A 26,855-nucleotide genomic window follows, 5' to 3' on the forward strand; every position below is an offset into this window, starting at 1 on the left:
AGAAGAACATTTGTTAGTAAGCGAACATTGCTGCATTTGCTTTTTCTTATGCTTCCAGCAGGCTTAATGCCTGATCCAGAACTTTTTCCCCATTCATCATGCCGTAGGCCATTGGTTCGATAGCTTCTACTTTCTTGTTCAGTTGCGCCGCCTGAGCCTGAAAGTCAGCCAGCTTGAACTTCACCTGTGGGCCAAGAAGGCAGACGTCGTAAGCTTCAATGGCTTCATCAAAACCAGACATAGCGACTGCAGCGATTTCAACGTCCAAACCGCGGCCTGCTGCCGCTTGTTCCATTTTCTTGACCAGCATGCTGGTGGACATACCGGCGCTACAGCATAGGAAAATCTTTTTCATCACTTAGTTTCCAACGTTATGTTTCCGGGGCTTCTTTGTTGGCGGGTCTAGGAGCCGTTGAGTGAATGCCGGGGGAAACGGGTATAACAAAATTCAACTGAGGATTATGAAATCACATAAAAAACCTTCATGCAATCGGTTTCTGTAACCGGTTTCATTTTAATGGTCGTTGTTTTTTTATCGCCCATTATCCTTGGTTAACTGTCTGAAAAATAAGGGGTTGTTTTTTGATAGGTGGCTGTTGGGTCATTGTCGTTTAGCTGATATTTCGCTTTTTACTGTCTTCTGGTGTGTCTTGTTTTTGATTTCTTTGATGCGCATCAACGGTTGGGTCTGAGGTTTGTTGTCTTTATTTGATTATTGACTCAAGGCAAAGCAATAAATAAAAACTTGTAACCGGTTGCAGAAACCGGTTACATTTTTCTTGCGCTGGAATAAACTGACCAGCGTTTAATACGGCAACTGCTTCTGACAGTAAGAATGATATCCAGAGGTGGGGGGAATTGGAGGGGTACAGATTCCTGCAGCCAGCATAAACAGAAAGTGCTGTCTTTCTAAAAAAACAGACACACACCAGGAGTTAATGGGGATTAATTAGAATGTTTAAAAAATCACTGATTGCCAGCGCCATTGCCACTGCGGCAGTTCTTTCTTCAGGTACTGCTGTTGCTGATGGCGGTGAAGGTTTTATTGATGGTTCCTCCATGGATTTGGGGGTTATGTATTATGGTCGTGAGCGGGATCATGAAAACGCTGGCAACCAAATTCGTGTTCATGCACTGGGTCTGAATGCCAATTTTAAGTCTGGTTATTATAACGACTGGCTGGGCGCTGACTTTTCGGCAGCAAGCAATATCGATTTGATGGGTGGCAGCGGCCACGGTCAGTCTGAAGTGCTTTATTACGATAATAAAAACCCGGGTGATGAGCGCAGCTCCGAACGCATTTCGAAAGCACGCATCAAAATGAAGTTTGGCGACGAGGCTCTGGGCGCTGATATCAAAGCAGGTTACACCGATATCAATGCCGGTGTTATTGGCACCTCTTCGGGCATTAATGCCCATGCTTATCGTGGTGTTGACGCCAAGCTCAATATAGAAAACTTGCAATTGGCTTATGGCCGGGCGGATCAGTTTCAAAATGACTGGGACGACAGGTTCCGTGATCTGACCAACTCATGGCATCAAAACAAAAATAACACCGGTGGTGAGCAGATCGATTTTATTCATTCCATCGGTGCCCGTTATGATCTGGATGGAAATGGCTGGGTTGATGTGGCTTATGGTGAGGGTAAAGACTATCGAACCAATCACCACCTGGCTGGAGCCTATAGTTTTGATTTGAACGACACAGGGAAGCTAACCCTTACATCTTATTACCAGTCAGGTAAAAATGAGGCTTCCGGTTCTGAGAGAGGATATACGTGGAGTTCTAGTGCTGCGCTGAGTAAAGGAAACTGGAGTTTCATTACCGGATATGGTCAGACAGAAACCAAAGACGGTGGTGAATATCAGCTCCGTTTAACTGCATGGGCTAACAGCGATCATCGTAACTTCCTGCAAACGTGGGCACAGTTGGATGACTACCTGTGGGATGGTCAGAAAGTTGTGAAGTTTGCTACCTCCTACAATTTCGAAGGTGACTTGAAAGGCTTTACGGTAGGTGCTAATTACAATTACGGTTGGGATAATTACAACGATCGTGACAAGGCGACTGAAAACCGTGATGGTGAAATGCACGCACTGGACTTCCAGTTCAGCTATGCCGTTCAATCTGGCCCAATGGAAGGATTGTGGCTGGGTGTATTCCCGGGCTTCCTTCGTACCACCGATACGGATGTAAAGGATGATCGTAACGACATCAAAGTGATGGCTACTTACAATATCAGTGTCTTCTAATTGCTCAATATTGGTTAAAAACAATGGCTAAAAAGGTTCCCGTTAATAATATGGGAACCCATTTTCTCTGCTTTCTGTAATACCAATTCTGTTTTTAAATTATGGGCTGCGCAGCTATTTTGACCGACTGGATCTGCGTTGAAGTTCCTCGCCATAGCTACGTGCTATGACTCGTCTCTTCGCCTTGCCCAGTTGCCCAAAATAGCTTGCTCGTTCCACAATTAAAAAACGCCATTGGTATAAGAAGTGCTCTGTGCGTTATTTCCGGGTCGAAAGACCCGTTTTTTTTATATTTGATCAGTTCACTATTTTCGGTCTTGTGGTCGCCTGGGCGACCAGCTCAATGGCCTTCCCATCCCTCAACACCTGCATGGTCATCGACTGCCCGGGCGGAATCTGCGCCACCATATTCATGACTTTGCGTCCATCCCGGGTACTCTGACCATTAATGCCAATCAGAATATCGCCTCTGCGAATGCCCGCCAGATCTGCCGGGCCGCCTTCGTAAACGCCGGTAATCAGAATGCCAATATTTGGATTAACGCCATAAGCTTTTGCCAGTGATGCGCTCAGGGATTGTGATTCAATACCCATCCATCCTCGTATAACTCGGCCATACTTAATAATGGACTCCATCACAAAGCGCGCCATGTTCGACGGGATAACAAAACCAACGCCTTCACTGCCGCCGCCACGGGAAAACAACAGTGTGCTGATACCCACCAGATCGCCGTAGGCATTCACCAGCGCACCACCGGAGTTACCGATGTTGATGGCGGCATCGGTCTGAATGAAGTCCTCATAAATGTTCAATTGCAGATCGTTTCTACCGGTAGCACTGATAATGCCCATGGTCACTGTTTGCCCAAGGCCAAAGGGATTACCAATAGCCAGAACCACATCACCGATTTCCGCTTTGCTGGAATCCACCAGATTCAAATAGGGCAAATTCTTTAAACCGATTTTTAATACGGCCAAATCACTTTCCGGATCGGTCCCCACCAGTGCGGCTTTTATTTCCCGGCCATCCAGCAGAGTGATCAACAGTCGTGATGCGTTCTGAATCACGTGATGATTGGTCAGAATGTATCCGTCTGGGCTAACAATAACCCCGGAGCCTTCAGGCGCATCTCTGGAAGCGTTTCGCTCAGGTAAGGGAAGATTGCTGTCGCCGCGTCCAGAAACGCTGGTGGTGGAGATACTGACCACGGCGGGCGCAGCTCTTTTTACCGCATCACTGTAAGAAACCTGACCACTGAGGTTGAATACCCGGGTAAACTGCTCCACGGTCTGATTTCTGGATCGTTCAGAAATGCCGGCAAGACTCGGCACAACTAACAATACGATCAGCCCGGAAAAAAGCCCGATGGCGATGGGCAGGCCAACGGATTTAAGCAGTTTTTTCATTCATAGCCCCGTGGCTGGTTATACTGTCGTAAATAATCAATATACATCTATGAAGGGATGGAGAGAACCGATGGCCCTGACATTAAAAGATATGGTCGCCTTGCTGGATCAGGAATTGCAACCGGGGCAGTTCAAAGACTACTGCCCGAATGGGATTCAAGTGGATGCATCGGTATCGCCTGATGCACCCATTAAAAAAATTGTGACCGGTGTAACGGCCTGTCAGGCGTTGATTGATAAAGCCATTGAATTAAAAGCGGATGCCCTGTTGGTTCATCACGGTTATTTCTGGCGAGGCGAAGAGTCGGTGATTACCGGGATTAAACGGCGTCGTATTGAATCACTGCTGGCCAATAATATCAGCCTGATCGCTTATCATCTGCCATTGGATGCTCACCCGGTCATGGGGAACAATGCAGAACTTGCTCGTTTAATGGAGTGGACGTCAGCTGGCGGGATGGAGCCCGGAGCAAAGCTGCCCGTGGGAAATTGGGGCACCACCCGCAGTGAACTATCACTGGCCAGCCTCGGTCAGGAGATAACGGATAAACTGGGCCGCGAGCCGCTGCTGATTTCTGGTGGTAATCATGCCATAAAAACCATCGCCTGGTGCACTGGTGCCGCTCAAAGTATGATCGATAAGGCCTTGGCTCTGGGCGTAGATGCATTTGTCAGTGGTGAGATTTCAGAATCCACCGTTCACTTTGCGCGAGAAAATGGTATCCACTATGTCAGTGCTGGCCATCACGCTACTGAGCGTTACGGAGTTCAGGCGTTAGCGAGATGGTTGCACAATGAAACCGGCATTGAACATACATTCGTGGATATTGATTCTCCGGTATAATACCAATTCTGTTTTTAAATTATGGGCTGCGCAGCTATTTTGACCGGCTGGATCTGCGTTGAAGTTCCTCGCCATAGCTACGGCTATTACTCGTCTCTTCGCCTTGCCCAGTCGCCCAAAATAACTTGCTCGTTCCACAATTTAAAAACGTCATTGGTTTAACATGTGAAAACACGCTCATATTTGTTCTGATTGTGTGGGTAAAACTACCTATTTTGTTGGTTTCTGAGCAGTGAATAAAACATTGTCGTAAATCAATTTGATCAAAAAATAACTGGCATACACTCCCCTCGTCTTTTTAATTCCTTTTGTTTCTGTAAAGAAAAACAGCAGAGGCAGAAGGGTTTTTACTTGCGTGGGCAGTTCTGAAGAACTGTGGGGAGAAGTAATATGATCTGGCTGCAATTAGCCATCGTTATTCTGTGCATACTGGTGGGTGCACGCATTGGAGGTATTGGTCTTGGTTTGATGGGAGGCGTGGGTCTTGCCATTCTGTCCTTTCTGTTTGGTATCCAACCAACCGCACCACCGATTGACGTTATGTTGATGATTCTGTCGGTAGTGACTGCAGCAGCCTGTATGCAGGCGGCGGGTGGTATGGACTATCTGGTTCAGATTGCTGAGAAAATTCTTCGTAAAAACCCAAAGCGGATCACCTTTATTGCGCCAGCGGTTACCTATTTCTTCACCATGTTTGCCGGTACTGGCCACGTTGCCTACTCTGTGCTGCCAGTGATTGCAGAAGTTTCCCGTCGTACCGGTGTTCGCCCTGAGCGTCCAATGTCCATGGCGGTTATTGCTTCTCAGGTGGCGATTGTGGCTAGCCCGATTGCTGCGGCGACTGTTGCCATGCTGACTATTTTGTCCACCAAGTACGATGTAACTCTTGGGCAAATTCTGGGAACCACGATTCCTGCGACCATGGTCGGTTTATTTATTGCCGCTCTGGTAACCAACAAGCTGGGTAAAGAGCTGAAGGATGATCCAGAATACCAGCGTCGTCTTCAGGATCCTGAATTCCGTCGTAAGATGGAAGAAACCACCAAGGTATCCGTTTCTGAATTGAAGCCCGGTGCAAAAATCTCTGTTCTGTTGTTCCTGCTGGGTGCGGTAATGGTGGTGATCATGGGTGCAATTCCTGCCCTGCGTCCTCACTTCAACGGTTCTGCCATGGGTATGGCGCATACCATTGAAATCATCATGCTGACGGTTGCTGCATTGATGGTATTTGTCGGCAAGGCAGATGTGGGTGAAGCCAGCCGTGGTGATGTGTTCACTGCTGGTATGCGTGCCATTATTGCGATCTTTGGTATTGCCTGGCTGGGTGACAGTTTCTTCGGTGCCCACGATGCACTGTTGAAAGGCAGTATTACTGATTTAGTTCACTCTGCTCCATGGGCGTTTGCTATTGCACTGTTTGTTCTGTCCGTCATGGTGAACAGTCAGGGTGCAACGACGTCTACTTTGATGCCATTGGGTGTTGCCCTGGGGCTGCCAGCTGCTTCTCTGGTTGCTATGTTCCCGGCAGTAAACGGCTATTTCTTTGTACCGAACTACGGCCCGATTATCGCTTCTCTGGATTTTGATAGCACAGGAACCACCAAAATCGGTAAGTATGTGTTCAACCACAGCTTTATGATTCCGGGGCTGATTGCCATTATTGCTTCTGTTGCGGCGGGCTTTGTATTCGGTAGCATCATGCTCTGATCACAGAATCGCTGTTCAAAAAAAGCTTATCACCGAGAGTGGTAAGCTTTTTTTTGTATTAACAGCCTCGGAGGCTTAGGAAGCTGAAGTGACAATCTATTTTCAATGATTGTCATTCTTTTCTGAAACCTGAATTCAAATCATGAGCTTTTTACTTTGCAGCCAAAAGCGAGCTCTATCACCAAATCACTCTCTGGTTTGCAGCAGCAAGTGAGAATTTTACCTTCCGGGATAAAAGCAATAGGTTCCGTGGTGTATGACACTTCACCATCGATTAGGGTGGCCTGACAGCTACCACAAAATCCTTCACGACACTGAAAGTCTATTTCCACCTGCTGATGTTCCAGCGCTTCCAGAACCGTTTGTTCTTTACGGGGAATAAAGCTGAAGCCTTCCAGAATTTTAATGATGTGTGCCATGACATTGCCTGTGTGTATTCAGGGCGCTGTTCGTAACAGGGCACCCTGAACGTCATGAATGGCTTACAGCGAGAAATTACTGAAGTCTTCGGACTGCACTTCGTTGTCGATCTGCCCCACAAGGTAGGAACTGACTTCTACTTCCTGTGGTGCTACCTGAACATTGTCGCTGTTCAGCCAGCTGTTCATCCAGGGCAGCGGGTTCTGTTTTGTGGCAAAGGCGGGTTCAAACCCGGCGGATACCATGCGCTGGTTGGTGATGTACTCGACATATTGACCGAGAATATCCCGGTTCAAACCAATCATGGAGCCGTCACGGAACAAGTAGTCGGCCCAGTCTTTTTCTTGCTCAGCGGCATCGATAAAGATTTGACGAGCCTGGTCTTTTAACTCTCTGGCCACCTCTGCCATTTCCGGATCATCTTTACCGTCCGCCATCAGGTGTAGCATGTGCTGGGTACCGTTCAGGTGCAGAGCTTCATCCCGGGCGATCAGTTTGATGATTTTGGCATTGCCTTCCATGGTGGAACGTTCGGCAAAAGCAAAGCTGCAGGCAAAGCTGACATAGAAACGGATGGCTTCCAGTACGTTCACCGAGACGATGGTCAGGTACAGTTTCCGCTTCAGATCACGCAGGCTTACGTTAACGGTTTCACCATTAATCGTGTGCTGCCCTTCACCCAAGCGATGATAAAGGCTAACCCCCTCGATCAGCGCATCGTAGTAACGGGTAATGTCACGAGCACGTTTGGTGATGGCTTCATTGGTGACAATATCATCAAAGATGACGGAGGGTTCGTTGACAATATTGCGAATGATATGGGTGTACGAGCGTGAGTGAATGGTTTCACTGAAGGCCCAGGTTTCGATCCAGGTTTCCAGTTCTGGCAAGGAGACGATAGGTAGCAGCGCCACGTTGGGCGAGCGACCTTGCACGGAATCCAGCAGCGTCTGATATTTCAGGTTACTGAGGAAAATGTGTTTTTCGTGATCTGGCAATGCTGCGAAGTCTCGGCGGTCGGTGGATAAATCCACTTCTTCGGGGCGCCAGAAAAACGACAGTTGTTTTTCAATCAGCTTTTCAAATACCGCGTATTTCTGGACATCGTAACGGGATACATTGACATGGTGACCAAAGAACATGGGCTCCTTAGTGGCGTTAAACTGTTCCTGGTTAAAGGTGGTGTATGTCATTGTCTGATTAGCCCTGAATCATGTTTTCCGTGGACGAAGCCGGTAAGGATGCAGCGTACGACGTTTGTTATCTATAAGCATTTGCGCTACCGGCTTTGATAGTGCTCCCTCTTTTCCCGGGCTGCCGTGAGCGGGAGCGCTGCACGACAGTTTTCTTTCTTATTTACATCGTGTTAGCACTTAGATTTTACAGGCGCCGCCAGCACAGCCGTCATCCATGTCTTCCTGAGTATCGGAAGCGCCGTCCCGGGTGTTGTGGTAGTACAGTGTTTTAACGCCCAGTTTATACGCCGTCAGTAAATCCTTCAGCAGTAATTTCATGGGTACTTTACCGCCTTCAAATAGATTCGGATCGTAGTTCGTGTTGGCGGAAATGGTCTGATCCACAAACTTCTGCATAATGGCTACCAATTGTAAGTAACCGTCGTTGCTCGGCATGCTCCAAAGCAGTTCGTACTGACTTTGTAGCTCGGCGAAATCCGGTACGACTTGTTTCAGGATGCCATCTTTACTGGCTTTAACGCTGACAAAGCCCCGGGGTGGTTCAATACCATTAGTGGCGTTGCTGATCTGCGAAGATGTTTCTGATGGCATGAGCGCCGTCAGTGTCGAGTTGCGCAGACCGTGAGCCTTGATGTTTTCCCGTAGGGATTCCCAATCCAGCTGCAGCGACTGATCGCAAACGGCATCCAAATCTTTTTTATAGGTATCGATCGGGAGAACGCCTTTAGCGTAGGTAGTCTCATGGAACTTGGTGCACGTACCTTGTTCTCTGGCCAGCTTATTGGAGGCTTTCAGCAGGTAATACTGAACGGCTTCAAAGGTGCGGTGAGTCAGGCCATTGGCAGAACCGTCGGAATAACGCACCCCGTTTTTGGCCAAGTAGTTGGCAAAGTTAATCACACCCACACCCAATGGACGACGACCCATGGTGGAGTTATAGGCGGCAGCGACCGGGTAATCCTGATAATCCAGCAAGCTGTCCAGAGCACGAACAATCAGTTCGGACAGCTCTTCCAGTTCGTTGAGATCTTTCAGTGCGCCAAGGTTAAATGCTGCCAGCGTACAGAGGGCGATTTCACCTTCTTCGTCGTGAATATGAGTCAGTGGTTTGGTCGGTAGGGCGATTTCCAGGCAGAGATTGCTCTGGCGCACCGGTGCCACAGCCGGATCGAATGGGCTGTGGGTGTTGCAGTGGTCCACGTTTTGCAGATAGATGCGTCCGGTGCTGGCGCGCTCGGAGGCAAACAGTGAGAACAGCTCAATGGCTTTCAGTGTGGTTTTACGCACTGATGGGTCTTGTTCGTATTGGACATAGAGCTTTTCAAACTTTTCTTGATCCGCGAAGAAAGCATCGTAAAGGCCGGGTACATCGCTTGGAGAAAAGAGCGTGATGTTGCCACCTTCGATCAAACGCTGATACATCAGTTTGTTAAACTGCACACCGTAATCTAAGTGGCGCACCCGGTTGTCATCAACGCCCCGGTTGTTTTTCAGTACCAGCAGGTTTTCCACTTCCAGATGCCAGATTGGGTAGAACAGTGTGGCTGCACCACCACGAACCCCGCCTTGTGAACAGGATTTTACTGCGGTCTGGAAATGTTTATAAAAAGGAATACAGCCGGTGTGGAAGGCTTCACCGCCCCGGATCGGGCTGCCCAGTGCACGGATATTACCGGCATTAATGCCGATGCCTGCACGCTGACTGACGTATTTAACGATGGCACTGGATGTCGCGTTAATGGAGTCCAGAGAGTCGCCACATTCAATCAATACACAGGAGCTGAACTGACGGGTTGGCGTACGCACGCCGGCCATGATCGGGGTTGGCAGCGATAAGCGGAAAGTGGACACGGCATTATAGAAGCGCTCGATAAAGTCCAGACGGGTATCTTTCGGATAGCCAGCAAACAGGCAGGCACCGATCAGCATATAAAGAATCTGAGGGCTTTCGTAATATTCACCTGTCACCCGGTTTTGTACCAGATACTTACCTTCCAGCTGCTTGACGGCGGCATAGCTGAAGTTCATGTCACGACCGTGATCGATGAAGCTTTCCATCTGATCGAACTCTGCTTCGGTGTAGTCGGTCAGCAGGTGTTGGTCGTACTTCTTCATTTCTACCAGTTTGACCACATGGTTGAACAACCGGGGCGGTTCAAACTGGCCGAAGGCTTTTTTGCGCAGGTGGAAAATGGCCAGACGAGCGGCCAGATACTGATAATCCGGAGCCTGGGCTGAAATCAGGTCGGCAGCGGATTTGATCAGTGTTTCATGGATGTCTGTGGTTTTGATGCCATCGTAAAACTGAATATGGGACTTTAGCTCGACTTCGGACACCGATACATTGTCCAGACCTTCGGCAGCCCAGGTGATGACTTTGTGGATCTTTTCCAGATCCAGCGGTTCCTTGTCGCTGCGGCGTTTAGTGACCAGAAGGTTTTTGTTCATTCAGTGATTACCTGTAAAATCTATTCAAAACAATAGGTTAACTGCTCTGAGTCGCCCACTGTTGTTTGCGGCAGAGGGCTTAAGCCCTGGCCTGAGTGGAGCGTGTATCCGGGGATAATGCCGGGGGATCTGTTGAGCCAGATCGCCACAGTTTCCATAAATACGTGACGCCAGAGTGCTGGCAACGATGCCAGCAACTCCCGAACACTGAAGAAACCCATTGTGAGCACACGTCCCTGTTAACAATGCCTACTCCCTGTTCATGCTATTCACTGCGCTGATCCCGGAAAGCCAGTTCGTTCCGTTGAACTGGTTGATTACCTGTTTGGGGCTCTTAACGAGGCTGTTAACGAGTTGTATCGGCAGAAAACGAAAAACACCATATGTTGTGTAGTCATTGTTTTCATACACAAGATAATGCGCCCTATAAAGAATTTCAAGCAGACAAAGCTGGGGAGATGCTGTGGATAAATTGTGGGTAATACCTATGGTTGGTATTTGCTAACTGCCGAGTGGCTTAGACAGACAAAGTAAAGAATTTGCAAGCAAAAGAATCCGGGCGAGAAAAAATAAAATGTTTTTCTGGGTGATTTTGGCGCTTTCAAAAAGAGCTGGAAGACGTGCTGCATGAGTGTACGGTTTGTTACAAGCTCAGGGTAGGACGTAAGAGCGCCGGTAGTGTAACATCAGCATTCGGAAAACCAATCATTTGAACAAAGCGGGCGATGACTGCCGGCAGTAAAACGTATTTTGTGTTGGGGTGTATAACATGGCTTTGGATAATGCTGAAACGGGTCGCATCCTGATTGTTGAGGACGATGAGCGTCTGGCAACACTGACCCGTGAATATCTTGAAAATAATGGCCTTCAGGTAACGGTAGAAGGTGATGGCGGCAAGGCCGTGGAACGGATTCTCAGCGAGCGTCCGGATCTGGTGGTGCTGGATTTGATGCTGCCGGGTGAAGACGGTGTGTCTATCTGCCGTCGGGTGCGCAGCCAATACCATGGCCAGATTCTGATGCTGACCGCCAGAACCGACGATCTGGACGAAGTGCTGGGGCTGGAGATGGGCGCTGACGATTACGTGGCCAAGCCCGTGCGCCCAAGAGTATTACTGGCGCGGATTCGTGCCTTGTTGAGACGCAGCGCAGCGCCATTAGAAGAAGAGACGGAAGCCCCGAAAAGCATCCGCTTCGGTAATCTGGTGGTGGATAATGCACAACGGGAAGCCTGGTTGAACGATGAAAGCATTGATCTGACCAGTGCCGAGTTTGATTTGCTCTGGCTGCTTTGTTCCAACGCCGGCCGGGTGCTGAGTCGTGAAGAAATCTTTGCTCAGCTCCGTGGTATTGAATACGACGGTCAGGATCGCTCTATCGACGTTCGAGTATCCCGAATTCGACCTAAGATTGGGGATGACCCGATGCATCCACGGTTAATCAAAACCGTGCGCAGTAAAGGGTATCTGTTTGTCAAAAGTGAATAACGCCTACCTACTATGATCAGCGACCATGACCAGCGAATATGAGTAGTATTTTTCTCCGCATTTATGGCGGCCTGTTATTTTCTCTGGTTCTGGTGTCGGTGTTGTCCGGCATTGTGGTGACGATTGTGAACAGTGTGCGGCTGGTGGAATATCGCGAAGATATGGCCAGTGGCACCTTTCGGCTGGTGTCAGACGTGTTGTCGTCTCTGCCCGGTGATGAGCGCCAAAAGTGGCTGCGGGATTGGGGGTATAAGTTGTCGATTCCGTTCTCCATGGTGCCCATGGATCAGGCCGGTTTTGACGAAGACACCGCCAAACAACTCATCCGTGGTGATGTGGATGTCAGGATGTTGAATGAAACATCGGCCATCATTACTTCCCAGATTGATGATAAATGGTTGCTACAGGGCATCGTGCCAGAAATCTCTGAACAGATGGCCAGCGGCACAATGATCTTCCTTCGTCACTTGTTACAGGAATACTCTCCACAGCAGCGATCCGCCATACTGGCGCAACAATCGCCCGAATCATTGGGTATTCCGGTGATTTTGGCGGAGTCTCCAGCCAGCCTGCAATTAACACCACTGCAACAGAATCAGCTCCAGCAAGGCGGCATCGTGACCGTATTAAGCATTCGTGATGAAACGCTGCAGTTATATGCGCAAATGACCGACAGTGATCAGGTATTAAGGCTGGGGCCGATTCGCTTGCTGAATCTGTATCCGTTCAAATTAATTCTGACGATCGGGCTTTTTGTTTTGCTCTCAATCAGTCTGGCCATTTATATATTGGTGCGGGGGATGGAGACGCGTCTGAGAAAACTGGAGCGGGCTGCCACCCGCTTCAGCCGCGGCGACTTTGATGTTCGGGTCAATGTGGAAGGGGCCGATTCCATTGGTCGTCTATCCATGGCGTTTAATGCTATGGCGGATCATATTCAACGGCTGCTGGATTTACAGAAAGAGATGATTCGCGGTGTTTCCCATGAGTTGAGAACACCGGTTGCCCGTTTGCGCTTTGGTCTCGACTTGATTGCAGATGCAGAAACGCAGCAGCAGCGGGAAACCCAGCTGGAAGGCATGGATCAGGATATTGAAGAACTGGATCATCTGGTAGACGAATTTCTGACCTACGCCAATTTGGAGCAAAGCGCACCGACTTTGAGCTTGAAACGGCATGATGTGGATAAAGTCGTAGCCCAGGTGGTGGGAGAACATCTTCGTCTTCAGAATCGGATCGAGCTGGATCATATTCCCTGTAATGTACTAAACCCTCGTCGTTTTGTTGAGATTGATCGTCGTTATATTCATCGAGCCGTTCAGAATCTGGTGGGTAATGCCTGTCGTTATGCCGACAGTAAAGTTCAGGTACGTTTCTCCTCAACACAAGATACCTGTCGTATTGATGTGGATGATGATGGGCCGGGGATTCCAGAAGAACAGTGGGAAAGGGTATTTTCTGCTTTTTCACGTCTGGACGACAGCCGCACTCGTAAGTCCGGTGGTTATGGTTTGGGGCTCTCCATTGTTCGCAGAATTATGTACTGGCATGGAGGCAGAGCGTTGATCAGTCACAGCGCATTGGGTGGTGCCCGGTTTAGTCTGGTTTGGCCCAGAAAGCAGCGTCACTGATGCATTCTCAACATTATTCAGGGGGACGATCCATACCCTGAATAATGTTGAGAAAGCCACTATCAATGCCTTCCTCTCTGAGAATATCAAAAGCAACGTTTTGTGTTGAAGCGCCTGGCCATAGTCGATAGTCATAGCTTAACGAACCATCCGGGTTGACCATCGCATTGAAATGGAAGTTCTGATGCTTCCCCGGAGATTGGCTTTCCAGTGTTGCTATTCGGGGATAATGTGTTGATGTAATACTCAGATTGCTCGGGTTCATGGCCATTGCTTCGATTAGCCCCAGTGCAGCAGTTTCACCTTCTTCCGGATTGGTATTCGAAAATAACTCATCAAAAAAAACGACACTGTATTGATTTGCTGGCAGTGATTTCAGTGTATTCAACAATTCAATAATTCTTTTTGATTCTGCACTGAAGCTGGATACCCCGGAAATGACTTCGGGTTCATTAACCAGGTGGGTGTGGATCAAGCTGAAAGGGGTGAAATCCATATGCTCTGCTGCAGCCACGGCCAGTGTTTGAGCGAGCACGATGTTTAAGCCAATGCCTTTGACCATGGTGGATTTTCCGGCGGCATTAGGGCCCGTAATAACAGTGCTTATGGGGTTGTTGTTGCCACTGGCGAAGTGGTTTGCCACAGCTGAAAATGAAGGCAGTAATGGGTTCCAGAGTTTTTCCATACTGACTTGTGTCTGGCTTGGCGGAGAAAGGTAGAGTGGAAAAATTAATCGATTTGGTTGCCAGTCCAATGACAAACGGAGGTGATTGGCTGCTGTAATCCATGCGCCCAGTTCACCCACCGACTCCATGACCCGGCTTAATGATAAATGGTTGCGTTTTAATAACGTCAAACCGCGCTTATAGCGCCCCATATTGGCGCTCACATAATCCAGAAATGTTGGTGTGCTTTCTGGGGCATCTTTCAATAATGACATGATTTCCACCATGGAAGTGGAGTTGTGAAGTTTGAGGAAGCCTTTTCCGGAGCCCAATGCCATTTGCACTGGTGGGTGTTTCTCCAGCAACTGTTCCATTTCAACCGCACTTTCTAATGCTCTTCCAGCCCGCCGGGATCGTTCGACAATAAAACGATAGGCTCGCATGTGTTCGCGAAAACGGTAATAAGACTTGTAGAGAGCAACCGCCTGAAGTACGACAAAACTGCCAGCACTGAAAATTTTAATAGGGCTGGAAAGGTCGCTGAATTTCAGTTGAATATCGGACAGTACCTTCATCATATGGGAAGGCAGATGAACAGTGGAGTTCAACAGGCCGTTGATAATGCCATTTTTGATGGTAAAGGTACCCACCAGAGTTGAACCCAACAGCCCCAGGGGCGCGTTCAGTGCGGTGCCGATATGAAAGGCGTCATTCAAGCGCCGGGCAATCTCTTCCTGGGTACCGCTGCCGCTAAGGCCGGGCAGATGAGTTCTGCGGTCAATCTCACCAAAGGTTGGGCTATTGACGGCATCGTAGGGATCGAACAGTGCAATCAACCCATCTTCATCAATGGCGTAACGTATGAGCAGTTCTTCAAATCGGCGAAACACATTGGGGTGGTTAATCAGATATTTAATGGCCTGCTGTCGCTGATCGAGAACGCGAATATCCGCAATTGGCGAGATCAATAACTTAGCCAGCATAATTTCACCGGAGATTGTCAGGCTGGGGCCAATTTTACTGAGGAGGCTTTCTGCAGGATGTTGACGGGTGCCACTGAGAATATGAAGGTCTTTAACGGTCTGGGCAGAGAGGACGGGCGTGGCACTGTCGGAAAATTTAGCAAACGCTTGCAGTAAGATGCTGCGTTTTTCGCCGGGCGCTAACAGAATATCCGGTAACTCCTGCTTTTGGTGCCGGGAATTGATAGCATTTTGATAATTATCAACGGAGTGCAACTGAGATAACTCATCGTGAATTAACTGATAGATGTTGTCAGATTGGTCGGCAAAGGCGAGATGACTCTGAAGCAATAGGATTGAAAAAAAACTGACAATCATAAACAGTCTGTCTTTTTTCAAAAAATGGAAAAGATGTGTAATAAAAAACATTGAATACAATACAGGTTATTATTAGTTGACTCAGATACTTTGAGATTTTTAAAAATAACCTATAGTTGAATACTTTGTGTATTGCCTGATATTTCGTTATTTTTCTGAATGATCGAGGCTTGTATCTCAAGCCGGTTTAATGCCATTCAGTGTCGTAAAACAGGTTTCTCGAGCAGAGTTAATAAAACTGTCCATATAAGGTTGTTCTTTCTGCTCCGTTCTCACGGCAGCATATAATGTTGACCACACCCCTTTCTCACCAAGCGGCACCGCATGTACCTGTCCTTTATCGAGATACTCCGCCAGCGCCCAGCAAGGTAAGGCGGAAACACCTCGCTGGCTGGCAACCAGTTGCAGCATCATTAATGTGAGTTCTGCTGTGCGTATGGAAGCGGGTTCCACTTGGGCAGGGTCCAGAAAATCATAGAAAACAGCCAGACGCTCCTGTCCTACCGGATAAGTAATCAGAACTTCATTATTCAGATCTTCAGGGTTGGCAAACGCCTGACCGGCTAAAGGATGATTTCGGGCGAGAGCCAATAACATTTCGTAGCGAAACAAGGGCAGATAATCGATGCCATCAATGGGCGTTGGGTCTGAAGTGACTACCAGGTCCAGCTCCCCCCGTGACAACGCAGGCAATGGCGCAAAATTAAACGCAGTGGAAAAATCCATCTCCACTTCTGGCCAGTGCTTCCGGTACTCATCAATCGTGGGCATTAACCACTGATAACAACTGTGACACTCAATGGCAATGTGCAACCGACCGGACTTCCCACCCGCCAGCTTGAGCAGGCTCTGTTCCACTGCTTTGAACATGGGCAGCACTTCATCCGCCAACTCCAGCAGTTTTAGCCCGGCAGTGGTGAAGCGGGGAGGACGGGTTTTTCGGACAAACACCTCCATGCCAATCCGGTGTTCCAGATCTTTCAGCTGGTGGGACAGTGCTGACTGCGTTAGGTGCAGACGACTGGAGGCTTCTACCAAGCTGCCGGTTTGGTGAATGGCTTTCAGGGTTTTCAGGTGCCGAAGTTCAAGCCCAAGGTTTTGAATACTCATATCGAAACGTACAGTGCATTTTATTATTAAATTTATTCAACTATATCATTAATATTATGAGATTGATTCATTTTTGATCATTCCCCAGACTTGTTGTCACTCTCAACCCAAACAATAACCTCTGTCGGGAGACACAACATGACCACCACCCATAATCTGGGCTTTCCCAGAATCGGCGCCCACCGCGAATTGAAAAAAGTTCAGGAGAGCTATTGGCGTGGTGATATGTCTCAGGAACAGTTACTGGCTGAAGGTGCTCGTCTGCGTTCATTGCATTGGCAGGTGCAGAAAGACGCCGGGCTCGATTTTGTCCCTACTGGCGATTTTGCCTGGTATGACCAGGTGCTTAATCATTCATTAATGCTTGGGGCGATTCCCGAGCGTTTTATCCCTGCGGCTCCATCGGATATCGACACACTGTTCCGCATGGCGCGAGGTCGTGCTCCCAGTGGCGAACCGGCCGCTGCCTGTGAAATGACCAAATGGTTTGATACCAACTACCACTATATTGTGCCTGAGCTGACCAAAGGTCAGCAGTTCTACCTGGCGAATCGTGCATTGCTGGATGAAACCCGTGAGGCCCTGGATCAGGGATTTAATCCCAAGCCGGTGCTGGTGGGTCCACTGACGTGGTTATGGTTATCAAAGGTCAAAGGGGAACCGTTTGATCGTTTGGAATTATTGGACAGTGTGCTGGCAGTTTATGGTCAGGTGCTTAATGAATTAGCTGAGCTGAATGTGGAATGGGTGCAGATTGATGAGCCTATTCTGGTGCTGGATTTGCCTCAGGAATGGCATCAGGCGTTTGAATCTGCCTATAACCAGCTACAGAGCAATAATGTGAAACTATTGCTGGCTACTTATTTTGGCGGCTTAAATGGTTCAACGACAACCGTTGTTAATTTGCCGGTGGCAGGGCTGCATGTTGATTTGGTCAGAAACCCGGAACAACTGCCTGCGCTGTTGGATCGCCTGCCAGCTTACAAAATACTGTCTGCTGGTGTCGTGAATGGTCGAAACGTCTGGCGCGCCGATCTGCAGAAAATACAACAGCAGTTGTCTGCTGCCGCTGAACGGCTGGGCGACCGTCTCTGGGTGGCGCCCAGCTGCTCTTTGCTCCATACGCCAGTAGACTTGGAAAGTGAAACATTGATATACGGCAAAGGGAAGCATGGCAAAGGCCTCGATCAAGAGCTGAAATCCTGGTTAGCGTTTGCCAGGCAAAAGTGTCAAGAAGTGGCGGTGCTCGGTAAAGCCCTCAGTGGTGGCGATGCTGCCAAAGATGAGTTGGTGCTGAACGCGTTTGCTGAATCCAGCGCAGCAGTGCAATCCAAAGCGGCCTCTGCCCGTGTTCATAATAAACAGGTTCAGCAGCGTGTAGCAGCGATCAAAAACGATAGTCAGGTTGATCAGCGTGAGTCCGCTTTTGCGGTACGAGCGAAACAGCAACAGGAAAAACTGGGGTTACCGTTGTTTCCAACCACGACGATTGGTTCGTTTCCACAAACCAAAGAAATTCGTCAGCAGCGATTGAAATACCGCAAAGGCGAGTTAGATGAGCCAACCTACATCGCCGCCATGCAGAGTGAAATCAAAGTCACGCTGGAAAAACAGGAACAGTTGGGGCTGGATGTTCTGGTGCATGGTGAAGTAGAGCGTAATGACATGGTTGAATATTTTGGTGAACAGCTGGACGGTTTTGCTTTCACCGCCAATGGCTGGGTGCAGAGTTACGGCAGTCGTTGTGTAAAACCACCCATTATTATTGGTGATATCAGTCGTCCTGAGGCGATGACTGTGTCCTGGAGTCGTTTTGCGCAAGATCAGACCGCACTGCCTGTGAAAGGCATGCTTACCGGGCCGGTCACCATTCTGTGTTGGTCATTTCCACGGGATGACGTTGAGCGCGAGCAGTCTTGTCAGCAATTAGCGCTGGCGTTGAGAGATGAAGTGGTCGATCTTGAAAAAGCAGGTATTCATATCATTCAGATTGATGAACCTGCCATCCGGGAAGGCCTTCCTCTAAAGAAGGAAGATTGGCCCGCGTATCTCGACTGGGCGGTGAAATGCTTCCGAATCACCGCCAGTGGTGTGAAGGATGAAACCCAGATTCACACCCACATGTGTTACAGCGAGTTCAATGACATCATCGAATACATTGCGGCCATGGATGCCGATGTTATCACCATTGAAACCTCACGCTCGGATATGGAATTACTGGATGCGTTTGAGGCATTTGAGTATCCAAATGAGATAGGCCCGGGTGTTTACGACATTCACTCGCCCAATGTGCCGGATATTGCCTGGATCGAAAAGTTAATGAGCAGGGCGTCAGAAAAGATTCCCAGAGAACGCCTTTGGGTGAATCCAGATTGTGGTTTGAAAACCAGAGATTGGCCTGAGGTTGAAGCAGCACTGAAAAATATGGTGGAGGCGGCGAAGTCTCTTCGTAGTTAACATTCAAACAAGGTCTTCGGGTTGAAATCTCGAAGACCTTTTTAACTTCTCTCCACCAAATATAAATGACGTTGGTTGTTAACTGTTTTCTGAGGCGTCGTTTCCAGGCCGATACTCTATACTGCCATTGACCTGAGCGCCTTTTTCCATTTCGATCTCGTTATAAAAAACCTTTCCGTTAATCACTGCACCAGAAACCAGCTCAAGATACTTTTCACTATAAACGTTGCCATTGACGGTGCCATAGATGACCACATGCCGAGCATGAATATCCCCGGTGATAGTGGCCGTTTTAACAATGATTAACTGGCCATTATCTGAACTGATATTGCCATGAATATTACCTTCAACATGCGCGGCACCAGCAAAGACAATATCACCGGTAATATTAGTCTCTGGTGATATGAGGGTCGTTGTAGACTTGCTGTTGTCGGCCTCTTTTTTACGACTGAACATCAACTGTCGTCTCCGTTGTTGGATAAATAAAAAACTATGAATAAAGAGATTTGTGCAGGAACCTGTTCAAGGATTAAAAATGGAAATTATTTAGGCTTAGCGTGCGATAAGAGAGGGTAGTGTTGGAGTATAGGAGAGGAACAACTTTATATAATAACTTGGGGTCTGTCACAAAATAACTTCCACATTTAGCCAGAACCGTTATCCGTAAAAGCCGTGTTGGCTGTGCTTTTACGGATAACGGTAAACGGAAAGCGCTTCTATGAGCGGTGAAGTTATTCAAGGCCAATTCCTTGGCTAACTATATAAAGTTGTTAACAGGGAGAAATATCAACGCATCGGTCTTGGCATTCCAAGCCCAAACTGAGCGATCAGTTCACGTTGTATCTCGTTAGTGCCGCCGCCAAAGGTCAGAGTCACCGAAGCTCGCACTTCATACTCCAATTCACCCATCAATAGGCTGGCTGCAGAACCTTGCCGCACCATGGCATTGGCGCCAACAATATCAATCAGGCGGCGAAGAATCTCAATGGCTGACTCAGAACCATAAACCTTGGTCGATGATGCCAGGGCGATATCCATACGCCCCTGCTCCAGATCCGCGGCAATACGGAAGTTAATCATCCGCATGGCTTCCAGCCGTGCGTAACATTCAGCCAGTGCGGAACGAACCCAGGCTTTATCAGTGGCACGCTTACCGAACTCATCTTCAGTCCGAGCCCATAGATAAACTTTCCGGAATAGTCCGGTGACTTTATCAGACCAGGAGCCGAGGCCGAGGCGTTCATGATTTAACTGAGAGGTGATCAGTCTCCAGCCGCCATTTAATTCACCAACCAACATCTCCTTTGGTATACGAGCATTGTCGTAATAGGTTGCTGCCGTTGGATTAGACGTCGTTGGAATGACGGTTTGTGAGAAGCCTTCTTCTTTGGTATCCAGAATCAGTATGGAAACGCCCTTGTGCCGAGGAAGGTCGGGGTCAGTTCTGGCGGCGAGCCAGATGTAATCCGCGGCTTCAGCACCGGAGGTCCACAGCTTACTACCATTGACATAAAAGTGATCGCCATCCAGAGTAGCGGTAGTTTTCAACGTCGCCAGATCAGAGCCTGCGCCTTGTTCGGAATAACCGATGGAAAATATCAGCTCACCGTTGGCAATGCCCGGCAGGAATTTCTCCTTCTGAAGCTCGGTACCAAACTGCATTAACGCCGGACCCACGGTACTGATGGTAACAAACGGCAGTGGTGCGCCGGCAATGTTGGCTTCTTCAAAAAAGATCAGTTGCTCAGTGGCTTGATAACCCTGACCGCCATGTTCTTTTGGCCAACCAACCGCCAGCCAGCCATCTTTGCCCATTTGACGAATGACATTACGGTATTCATCACCGCCTTCTTTACCGCGCAGTGATGCCTTTAATTCCGGCGTCATCAGCTCTGTAAAATAGTCTCGTATCTCCCGGCGCAGCTGATGCTGTTCCGGTGTCAGATCAACAAACATCCGAACCTCCTCAGGCTGCGCTTAAAATCAGGCCACTGGTCGGCACACCGGTGCCGGCAGTAACTAATACATTTTCTACGTCGTCTACCTGGTTGATGGCAGAACCACGCACCTGACGAACCGCTTCCGCAACACCGTTCATCCCGTGAATGTAAGCTTCACCCAACTGACCACCGTGAGTATTGATAGGCAGTGTGCCACCTCGGGCATGATGACCATCCATTACATAGTTGCGAGCTTCGCCTCGTGGCGCAAAACCAAACTCTTCCAGCTGAGTCAGTACGAATGGCGTAAAGTGGTCGTATATCACAGCTGTCTGGAAAGCATCCGGGCCAAGGCCAGATTGTGCGTACAGTTCTTTGGCAACCACGCCCATTTCTGGCAGGCCGGTAATGTCGTCACGATAGAAGGAAGTCATGATCTGCTGTCCCTGTGCAATGCCCTGAGAACCGGCTTTAATAACTACCGGCTTTTGCTTCAGATCTTTAGCTCTTTCAGCGCTGGTAATAACCATGGCCACAGCGCCATCGGATTCCTGACAGCAATCCAACAGATGCAGCGGTTCACAAACCCAGCGGGAGTTTTGATGATCTTCCAAAGTAATTGGCTTCTCATAGAAGAAGGCTTCAGGGTTAGTTGCTGCAAAATCGCGGGCAGCGACGGCTACACGACCAAAGTCTTCTGAAGTAGCGCCGTAGGTATGCATATAACGCTGGGCAAACATGCCTACCCAGGCTGCTGGCGTATGAAAACCGTGGGGCATGTACCAGCCATAGTTCACATTTTCAAAGGTCGGTGTGTTGGCAAAACCGTAATCGCCAGAACCAAAGCGATACCAGGAGCGTTCATTCATCGCTCGATAAACGACAACCGTTTTTGCAACACCAGTGGCAACCGCCATGGCTGCATGAAGAATGGGGGCACAGGCAGCACCGCCGCCGTGAGGAATCTGGGAGAAAAACTTCACATTATTGCAGCCCAGCAGTCGTGCGATTTCGTATTCCGGTACCTTATCAACGGAATAACTGCTGAAGCCATCCACTTCTGATGGGTCAATGCCTGCATCCTGCAATGCCGCTAGAGTGGCTTCCATGGCCAGTCGAAGCTCTGTGCGACCGGAATTTTTTGAAAACTCTGTGGCGCCGAGTCCGGCAATGGCAGCCCGGCCGCTGAGTGATTTATCCATTATTTTTATTCTCTTAATCTCTCAATCGTTTTTGGGCAGCACGACAGAAACAGTGCCAGTGACGTGATTCCCCATGGAGTTTTTGCCTTTCAGGGTCACTTCTACGGCATTCTTTTCAGGGCTTACATCGGATATCTCACCGTTGAATACCATGGTATCTCCGGGATAATTTGGCGCTCCCAGTTTGATCTTGAGGTCATTGAAGCGGGCAGTTGGGCCAGCCCAGTCTTCCACAAAACGCTGAACCAGTGCGCTGGTGGTAAGGATATTCATAAAGACATGGGGGGAACCCAGCTCCTGAGCGGCGTCCTTGTCCAGATGACCCGGAAAATAATCACGGGTGGCAATAGCGCCAGCAGTGATCAGGGTGGAGGTAATCGGGACTTCCATTTTTGGTAGCCTGTCACCAAGGCTGACGTCATTAAACTGTCGTGTTTTCATCGAGGTCATACTTCCATCCCAGTTTATCGTTGATTGCCAGCCAGTCCCCCAGCTTCTCCAGAACAGCCCGGCTGCCGCCCAGGCCAAGACTCAATGCGCGGCTCCAATAAAGAAAACGGTGTATTGGATACGTTATATCCACGCCAAAACCACCGTGAACATGTTGAGCTTTATGACCGATACTGTGGCCGGCTTCGCAGGCTTGCCAGGCAACGGCCAATGCTTCTGACTGCGCGGGCAGTCCTGCATCCAGTCGGTAACAAAGGTGCCATAGGCTGGAGCGAAGTGCCTCAAGCGCAATATGACAGTCAGCCATGGTCATCTGCACTGCCTGAAACTGAGCAATGGGGCGACCAAACTGAACTCGCTCGTTGATGTACTCAACAGTACGTTTAATTTGTTGACTACTGACGCCTAACTGAATGGAGGCTTGCGCAGCAATACTGTGAACTTCCAACCATTCCAATGCTTCTACGGATAAAGCATGTGTGCGTGGGATAATCACGTTATCCAGAGCCAGGTCTGCAATGCCTTCACCTTGAGTGAAAACACCTTCGACTTTCTGAATGCCTGTAGTAGAAAGATCTAAAACCGTTGGGATAATGCCGTCAGCAGTTTCAATAGAAATAATGGCAATATTGGTGCTATTGCCCTCGGGTAAGCCCTCGACACGACCATTCAGCAAATAGCCATCGGGTGTCGTGTCTGCTTTCACGGTGACGTCACGTGCGCGGCTTTGATCGGCTTGAGATAGCGTAAGCAAAAGCTCAGCAGAAGCAGCGCTGTGCACCAGAGGGTAAAGCGTTTCATTGCCAAATTTGGCAATGGCTGCGGCGGCAATCTGATGGCGCCACAGGGGAACCTGACCTAACGCTGCGCCTTGAGCTTCCAGAACGAGCATCAGTTCCGTCATACCCAGTTCACTGCCACCAAATTGTTCGGGTAGATAAAGGGCGTGAAGTCCGGTTTCGATGCAGGATTGCCAAAGGTCATCCATAGTCGTTTTTCCAGATTCATCAAAGGCAATCAGAGCTTCATCAGAACCGCTGTCGCTAAACAGCGAAGTGGCCATATCGGCAATGGCTCGCTGGTCATCATTCAGTGAGAAATCCATGGATTAGCTCCGTGCCTGCGCATTGCTATCGATGATCCGGAACATGGGCAGAGTCAGCTCTTCATCGAAGGTCTGGAACTCTACCTGCACCCGTTGTCCGATTTTAAGGTCATTCTTGTTATCAACGCCGACCAGACCGGCAGGTACACGAACACCTTCGTCCAGCTGAATCAGGCCAATGGGATTTGGGTAATCAAATGGCGGTACTTCCGGGTAGTGCATCACAACAAAAGAGTAGAGTTCACCGCTGCCGGAAACAACTTGATAGTCCAACTCAAAAGATTGGCAGTGCATGCACACTGGCGCAGGTGGATGTTGAAGCTCATCACAAGTTTTGCAGTGTTGAATCCGTAACTCTTTAGCTTCGCAGCCTTCCCAGAAGAAACGGGTGTCATCGCTTATACCAGGCTTTGGTCGTTTGATTACCGGCACTTCAGCAGGTGCGCTGTTTTTTTCTGGCTGCTGGTGTGGTTTGAATTTGAATACCCGGAACAGTAATTCTCCAACCTTTTCATCATCACCGGTGGCTTCTGAGGTTTTTTCGGAAAAGAAGGTCATCACCAGTGTGACAAAGAACCCGGTACCGAGCGCTGTGGTTTTTTCATCGCCCACTTCCGTCAGCTTTGTGACGTAGTACAGCTTTTCCCCCATGGTGATATAGCGGTCAAAACTCAGTTCCGAGTTAACGGCGACAACCGCGGGATAGCCCTGCTCTTCAATCAGTTTCAGGGCACCATAAGGGTTCTCATCAGTCGATCCCTGTGGATAATTGTTCTGATGCAAACCTTCCAGGCACCAGGCTTGCAGCATCGCCGGTGGTGCAACAATACCGTCAAATTCGGTTTGTTTGGCGTACTCTTCATCGGTGTAGAGTGGGTTATCAATCCCCATCACCTCACACCATTGGCGAACCATGGGCGCGTTGACTTTATCCCATGCATAAACACGGCCGTATTCCCGTCCGACCATGGCCTTCAATTCGGATAACCATTCACTAGCCAAGTTATCTCTCCTGTTCTTATTTTTTTTCATTGGAAAGCAGTCTAATGATCAGGCCAACCTCATAGCTTCGTCTAAATGGACGATGTTGCTCGAAGGCTCTATTACGAGTATTTACATAAGTCTTAAAAGGTGTGGAGTGCGAGCATGTCGCAGGCAGAAGAGAACGTATTATTGCTGGATTATCCGGAAGAAGGTGTTGCCCGACTGACGCTTAACCGTCCAGATGCTACTAACGCGCTGAGTTTGGAATTGCAAAAGCAACTGTCTGAACAATTTACTGCACTGACTGTGGATAGTGCAGTTCGCTGTATTATTTTAACCGGCGGAGACGAGGTATTTGCTGCCGGTGGCGATATCACCACCATGATGGATGCAGATCCTATTGAAATTTATCAGCGTCATACTGAACGACTGTGGGCTCCCATTCAGCATTGTCCAAAACCTGTGATCGCTGCGATTTGTGGTTACGCTTTTGGTGGCGGCTGTGAACTGGCTATGCATGCAGATATTCTTGTGGCTGGGGAAGGTGCCAGTTTCTGTCAGCCAGAGGTTCGTATTGGCATTATGCCGGGCATAGGCGGCACCCAACGTTTATTAAGAGCTGTCGGCAAAGCCAAAGCCATGCAAATGGCATTGACCGGAAAACCGATCACAGCAAAAGAAGCTTGGGTTTCTGGTTTGGTCAGTGAATTAGTGCCTGATGAGGATGTTCAGGAGAAAGCCCTGAGTATCGCCAGAAATATTGCCCGTATGCCACCTCTGGCAGTTGAGCAAATTAAGGAAGTGATCTTGTTGGGCATGGATGCCTCATTGGAAAGTGCACTGGCTATGGAGCGTAAAGCCAATGCAATGCTGTTTGCTTCCAGAGATCAGCAGGAAGGGATGACCGCTTTTCTGGAAAAACGTCATCCGAAGTTTAATGGTCAATAACAAAAAGGAGCGATTAGCTCCCTTTCTTATAGTCTCAGGAAACCAATTCGGGTTCACTGCTGCCTGAATCATCCCGAGCCTTTGTTAAGGCTGAAGGCAGAATCGTCGTAAAGATAAAAATCGCGCATATTGTAGAGAGTGCCGCAAACATTAACAGAGGCACAAAACTGGTTTCAATCAGCATACCCGCAACAGCAGGCCCGACCATTGAGCTTAATGCAAAGGCTGCAGGTATCAGCATGATGGCACGACCTTGAGAGTCCAGTTGAGCGATCATGGCCGTCATATACACGCAACCCCAAGTAAAGCCCACTTCCCAAATCCACGCGCCCATGGCAAAAGGCAGAAAACCATTGGCATACCAGAGTAGCGCAAGGCCGCCATTAAGAACGGCAAATACGATCAGGTAGGGTAACCACCGACCGAGACGATTACCGACAATGGCCACTGAAAATGCCGCGGCGCCTCCCAACAATTTCAACACAGCAAAAACAATGCCCTGCTCATTTGGGGCAAGATTAAGGCTATTACCCATTCTTTCCAGAAATGCCCAGAGACCAATATTGCCAGCACCAAAAATAAAGAAAGTGAACACGGCCAACCAAACGACGGGGGGCATTTTTAATTGTTTGCGAAAGCTGAATGGCTCGACAGATGCGCTGACTTTTTCCGGAAGTACAATCGCACTGATACCAAGCAGTAATACAATGGCCAGTAGCGTCAGAGCAGTTCCCTGATAGCCATAGGTGGCAGTGACATAAGCGGGTAGGAGAAATAGAACCAGTGCTGTTACCCCCAGTTCGACGCCTTGCCTTAAACCAAGAGCCCGCTCTTTGTTGGCCATTTCCCCCATAATGTGAAGGCCAAGACATGTCATCAATCCAGCAAAGAAACCTAAAGCAGACCAAAGCAGCATCTGGAACTGCCAACCGGCAATAGAAGACAGAAACAGTAAAGTGGCAATGATGACGGCTGAAACAATGGTCAGTTTTTTCAGCGACGTGTGTTTCATCAGGAAAAACGCAGCAAAGGTGCCGGTCAGGTAGCCGGTAAAACAGGCGGAGCCAAGGAAGCCAGCCTGACTGGGAGTGAGTTGAAAGGTATCTGCCAGTGAGCCAAGCAGGATTGGCAATGCGTTAAAAGGTAAGCCACCAATGGTGGAGGCAAAACTTGCGGCTAACATCAATGCCAGCAGTGGTCGTCCCGTCATTGTCATTATTATTCTCCAGACGAAAGAAATCGATTTAACTGGAAAACAATCA

General features: G+C 48.8%; 22 protein-coding genes. 7 read left to right on the forward strand and 15 right to left on the reverse strand.

The genetic code is table 11. The annotated features are described in order from the left end of the window. Positions 1-46: 46 nt before the first annotated feature. Positions 47-355, reverse strand: a complete 309-nt coding sequence (locus Q1B11_RS00225) for a PTS sugar transporter subunit IIB (RefSeq protein ID WP_299725517.1) — start codon at positions 353-355, stop codon at positions 47-49. Between the two features lie 599 nt (positions 356-954). On the opposite strand from Q1B11_RS00225, the gene Q1B11_RS00230 reads away from it, so the two are divergent. Then, a complete protein-coding gene (locus Q1B11_RS00230) occupies positions 955-2,253 on the forward strand; it encodes an OprD family outer membrane porin (protein ID WP_299725520.1) in 1,299 nt (432 codons plus the stop codon). 297 nt (positions 2,254-2,550) lie between these two features. Here Q1B11_RS00230 and Q1B11_RS00235 read toward each other — a convergent pair whose 3' ends face one another. After that, positions 2,551-3,660 carry a trypsin-like peptidase domain-containing protein gene (locus Q1B11_RS00235; protein WP_299725523.1) on the reverse strand — a complete coding sequence of 370 codons (1,110 nt, stop codon included), beginning with the start codon at positions 3,658-3,660 and terminating at the stop codon, positions 2,551-2,553. Between the two features lie 70 nt (positions 3,661-3,730). On the opposite strand from Q1B11_RS00235, the gene Q1B11_RS00240 reads away from it, so the two are divergent. Next, entirely contained in the window at positions 3,731-4,504 is a 774-nt protein-coding gene (locus Q1B11_RS00240) for a Nif3-like dinuclear metal center hexameric protein (protein ID WP_299725526.1), read from the forward strand. A gap of 390 nt (positions 4,505-4,894) precedes the next feature. Then, positions 4,895-6,211 (forward strand): anaerobic C4-dicarboxylate transporter, encoded by a 1,317-nt coding sequence (locus Q1B11_RS00245; RefSeq protein ID WP_299725529.1) that lies wholly within the window; start codon positions 4,895-4,897, stop codon positions 6,209-6,211. A gap of 140 nt (positions 6,212-6,351) precedes the next feature. Here Q1B11_RS00245 and yfaE read toward each other — a convergent pair whose 3' ends face one another. The 4 genes from yfaE to Q1B11_RS00265 all read right to left on the reverse strand — a co-directional run bounded on the left by yfaE (position 6,352) and on the right by Q1B11_RS00265 (position 10,496). Beyond that, entirely contained in the window at positions 6,352-6,630 is a 279-nt protein-coding gene (gene yfaE / locus Q1B11_RS00250; RefSeq protein ID WP_299725532.1) for a class I ribonucleotide reductase maintenance protein YfaE, read from the reverse strand. Positions 6,631-6,693: 63 nt separating this feature from the next. Further along, positions 6,694-7,824 carry a class Ia ribonucleoside-diphosphate reductase subunit beta gene (gene nrdB / locus Q1B11_RS00255; RefSeq protein ID WP_067517043.1) on the reverse strand — a complete coding sequence of 377 codons (1,131 nt, stop codon included), beginning with the start codon at positions 7,822-7,824 and terminating at the stop codon, positions 6,694-6,696. Positions 7,825-8,004: 180 nt separating this feature from the next. After that, the gene (gene nrdA, locus Q1B11_RS00260; RefSeq protein WP_299725537.1) at positions 8,005-10,275 is read right to left on the reverse strand and encodes a class 1a ribonucleoside-diphosphate reductase subunit alpha; all 2,271 of its coding nucleotides are present in this window, start codon (positions 10,273-10,275) and stop codon (positions 8,005-8,007) included. Positions 10,276-10,295: 20 nt separating this feature from the next. After that, positions 10,296-10,496 (reverse strand): hypothetical protein, encoded by a 201-nt coding sequence (locus Q1B11_RS00265; protein WP_299725540.1) that lies wholly within the window; start codon positions 10,494-10,496, stop codon positions 10,296-10,298. A gap of 548 nt (positions 10,497-11,044) precedes the next feature. Here Q1B11_RS00265 and Q1B11_RS00270 point away from each other — a divergent pair. Both Q1B11_RS00270 and Q1B11_RS00275 read left to right on the forward strand, forming a co-directional pair. Next, positions 11,045-11,761 (forward strand): winged helix-turn-helix domain-containing protein, encoded by a 717-nt coding sequence (locus Q1B11_RS00270; protein WP_067517047.1) that lies wholly within the window; start codon positions 11,045-11,047, stop codon positions 11,759-11,761. Between the two features lie 38 nt (positions 11,762-11,799). Then, positions 11,800-13,392, forward strand: coding sequence for an ATP-binding protein (locus Q1B11_RS00275; protein WP_299725548.1), 1,593 nt, complete (start codon positions 11,800-11,802; stop codon positions 13,390-13,392). Positions 13,393-13,405: 13 nt separating this feature from the next. On the opposite strand, the gene Q1B11_RS00280 is transcribed toward Q1B11_RS00275, so the two are convergent. Continuing rightward, the gene (locus Q1B11_RS00280; protein WP_299725551.1) at positions 13,406-15,397 is read right to left on the reverse strand and encodes a hypothetical protein; all 1,992 of its coding nucleotides are present in this window, start codon (positions 15,395-15,397) and stop codon (positions 13,406-13,408) included. 177 nt (positions 15,398-15,574) lie between these two features. After that, positions 15,575-16,507: a LysR family transcriptional regulator gene (locus Q1B11_RS00285; protein WP_299725555.1), complete on the reverse strand. Its 933-nt coding sequence runs from the start codon at positions 16,505-16,507 to the stop codon at positions 15,575-15,577. 138 nt (positions 16,508-16,645) lie between these two features. Between Q1B11_RS00285 and metE the strand changes: the two genes are divergently transcribed. Next, complete coding sequence (gene metE, locus Q1B11_RS00290) at positions 16,646-18,964, forward strand: 5-methyltetrahydropteroyltriglutamate--homocysteine S-methyltransferase (protein ID WP_299725558.1); 2,319 nt, start codon at positions 16,646-16,648, stop codon at positions 18,962-18,964. Positions 18,965-19,042: 78 nt separating this feature from the next. Here the strand turns inward: metE and Q1B11_RS00295 are convergent, their stop codons facing one another. From Q1B11_RS00295 to Q1B11_RS00320, 6 genes are all read right to left on the reverse strand, one after another. Next, on the reverse strand, positions 19,043-19,420 hold the full coding sequence (locus Q1B11_RS00295) for a polymer-forming cytoskeletal protein (protein ID WP_299725561.1): 378 nt from the start codon (positions 19,418-19,420) through the stop codon (positions 19,043-19,045). Positions 19,421-19,750: 330 nt separating this feature from the next. Beyond that, on the reverse strand, positions 19,751-20,920 hold the full coding sequence (locus Q1B11_RS00300) for an acyl-CoA dehydrogenase family protein (RefSeq protein WP_299725564.1): 1,170 nt from the start codon (positions 20,918-20,920) through the stop codon (positions 19,751-19,753). Positions 20,921-20,930: 10 nt separating this feature from the next. Further along, the gene (locus Q1B11_RS00305; protein ID WP_216636479.1) at positions 20,931-22,106 is read right to left on the reverse strand and encodes a lipid-transfer protein; all 1,176 of its coding nucleotides are present in this window, start codon (positions 22,104-22,106) and stop codon (positions 20,931-20,933) included. Between the two features lie 21 nt (positions 22,107-22,127). Next, positions 22,128-22,556 (reverse strand): MaoC family dehydratase, encoded by a 429-nt coding sequence (locus tag Q1B11_RS00310; RefSeq protein ID WP_067582942.1) that lies wholly within the window; start codon positions 22,554-22,556, stop codon positions 22,128-22,130. Then, complete coding sequence (locus tag Q1B11_RS00315; protein ID WP_299725579.1) at positions 22,528-23,661, reverse strand: acyl-CoA dehydrogenase family protein; 1,134 nt, start codon at positions 23,659-23,661, stop codon at positions 22,528-22,530. The genes Q1B11_RS00310 and Q1B11_RS00315 overlap by 29 nt, the downstream gene beginning before the upstream one ends. A 3-nt stretch (positions 23,662-23,664) precedes the next feature. Further along, a complete protein-coding gene (locus tag Q1B11_RS00320; protein ID WP_299725582.1) occupies positions 23,665-24,663 on the reverse strand; it encodes an OB-fold domain-containing protein in 999 nt (332 codons plus the stop codon). 144 nt (positions 24,664-24,807) lie between these two features. On the opposite strand from Q1B11_RS00320, the gene Q1B11_RS00325 reads away from it, so the two are divergent. After that, the gene (locus Q1B11_RS00325) at positions 24,808-25,593 is read left to right on the forward strand and encodes an enoyl-CoA hydratase (RefSeq protein ID WP_299725585.1); all 786 of its coding nucleotides are present in this window, start codon (positions 24,808-24,810) and stop codon (positions 25,591-25,593) included. A gap of 34 nt (positions 25,594-25,627) precedes the next feature. Here Q1B11_RS00325 and Q1B11_RS00330 read toward each other — a convergent pair whose 3' ends face one another. Continuing rightward, on the reverse strand, positions 25,628-26,809 hold the full coding sequence (locus Q1B11_RS00330; RefSeq protein ID WP_299725588.1) for an MFS transporter: 1,182 nt from the start codon (positions 26,807-26,809) through the stop codon (positions 25,628-25,630). Positions 26,810-26,855 lie beyond the last annotated feature (46 nt).

Origin of the sequence: uncultured Endozoicomonas sp. (assembly GCF_947495845.1) — a bacterium.
GTDB lineage: Bacteria > Pseudomonadota > Gammaproteobacteria > Pseudomonadales > Endozoicomonadaceae > Endozoicomonas.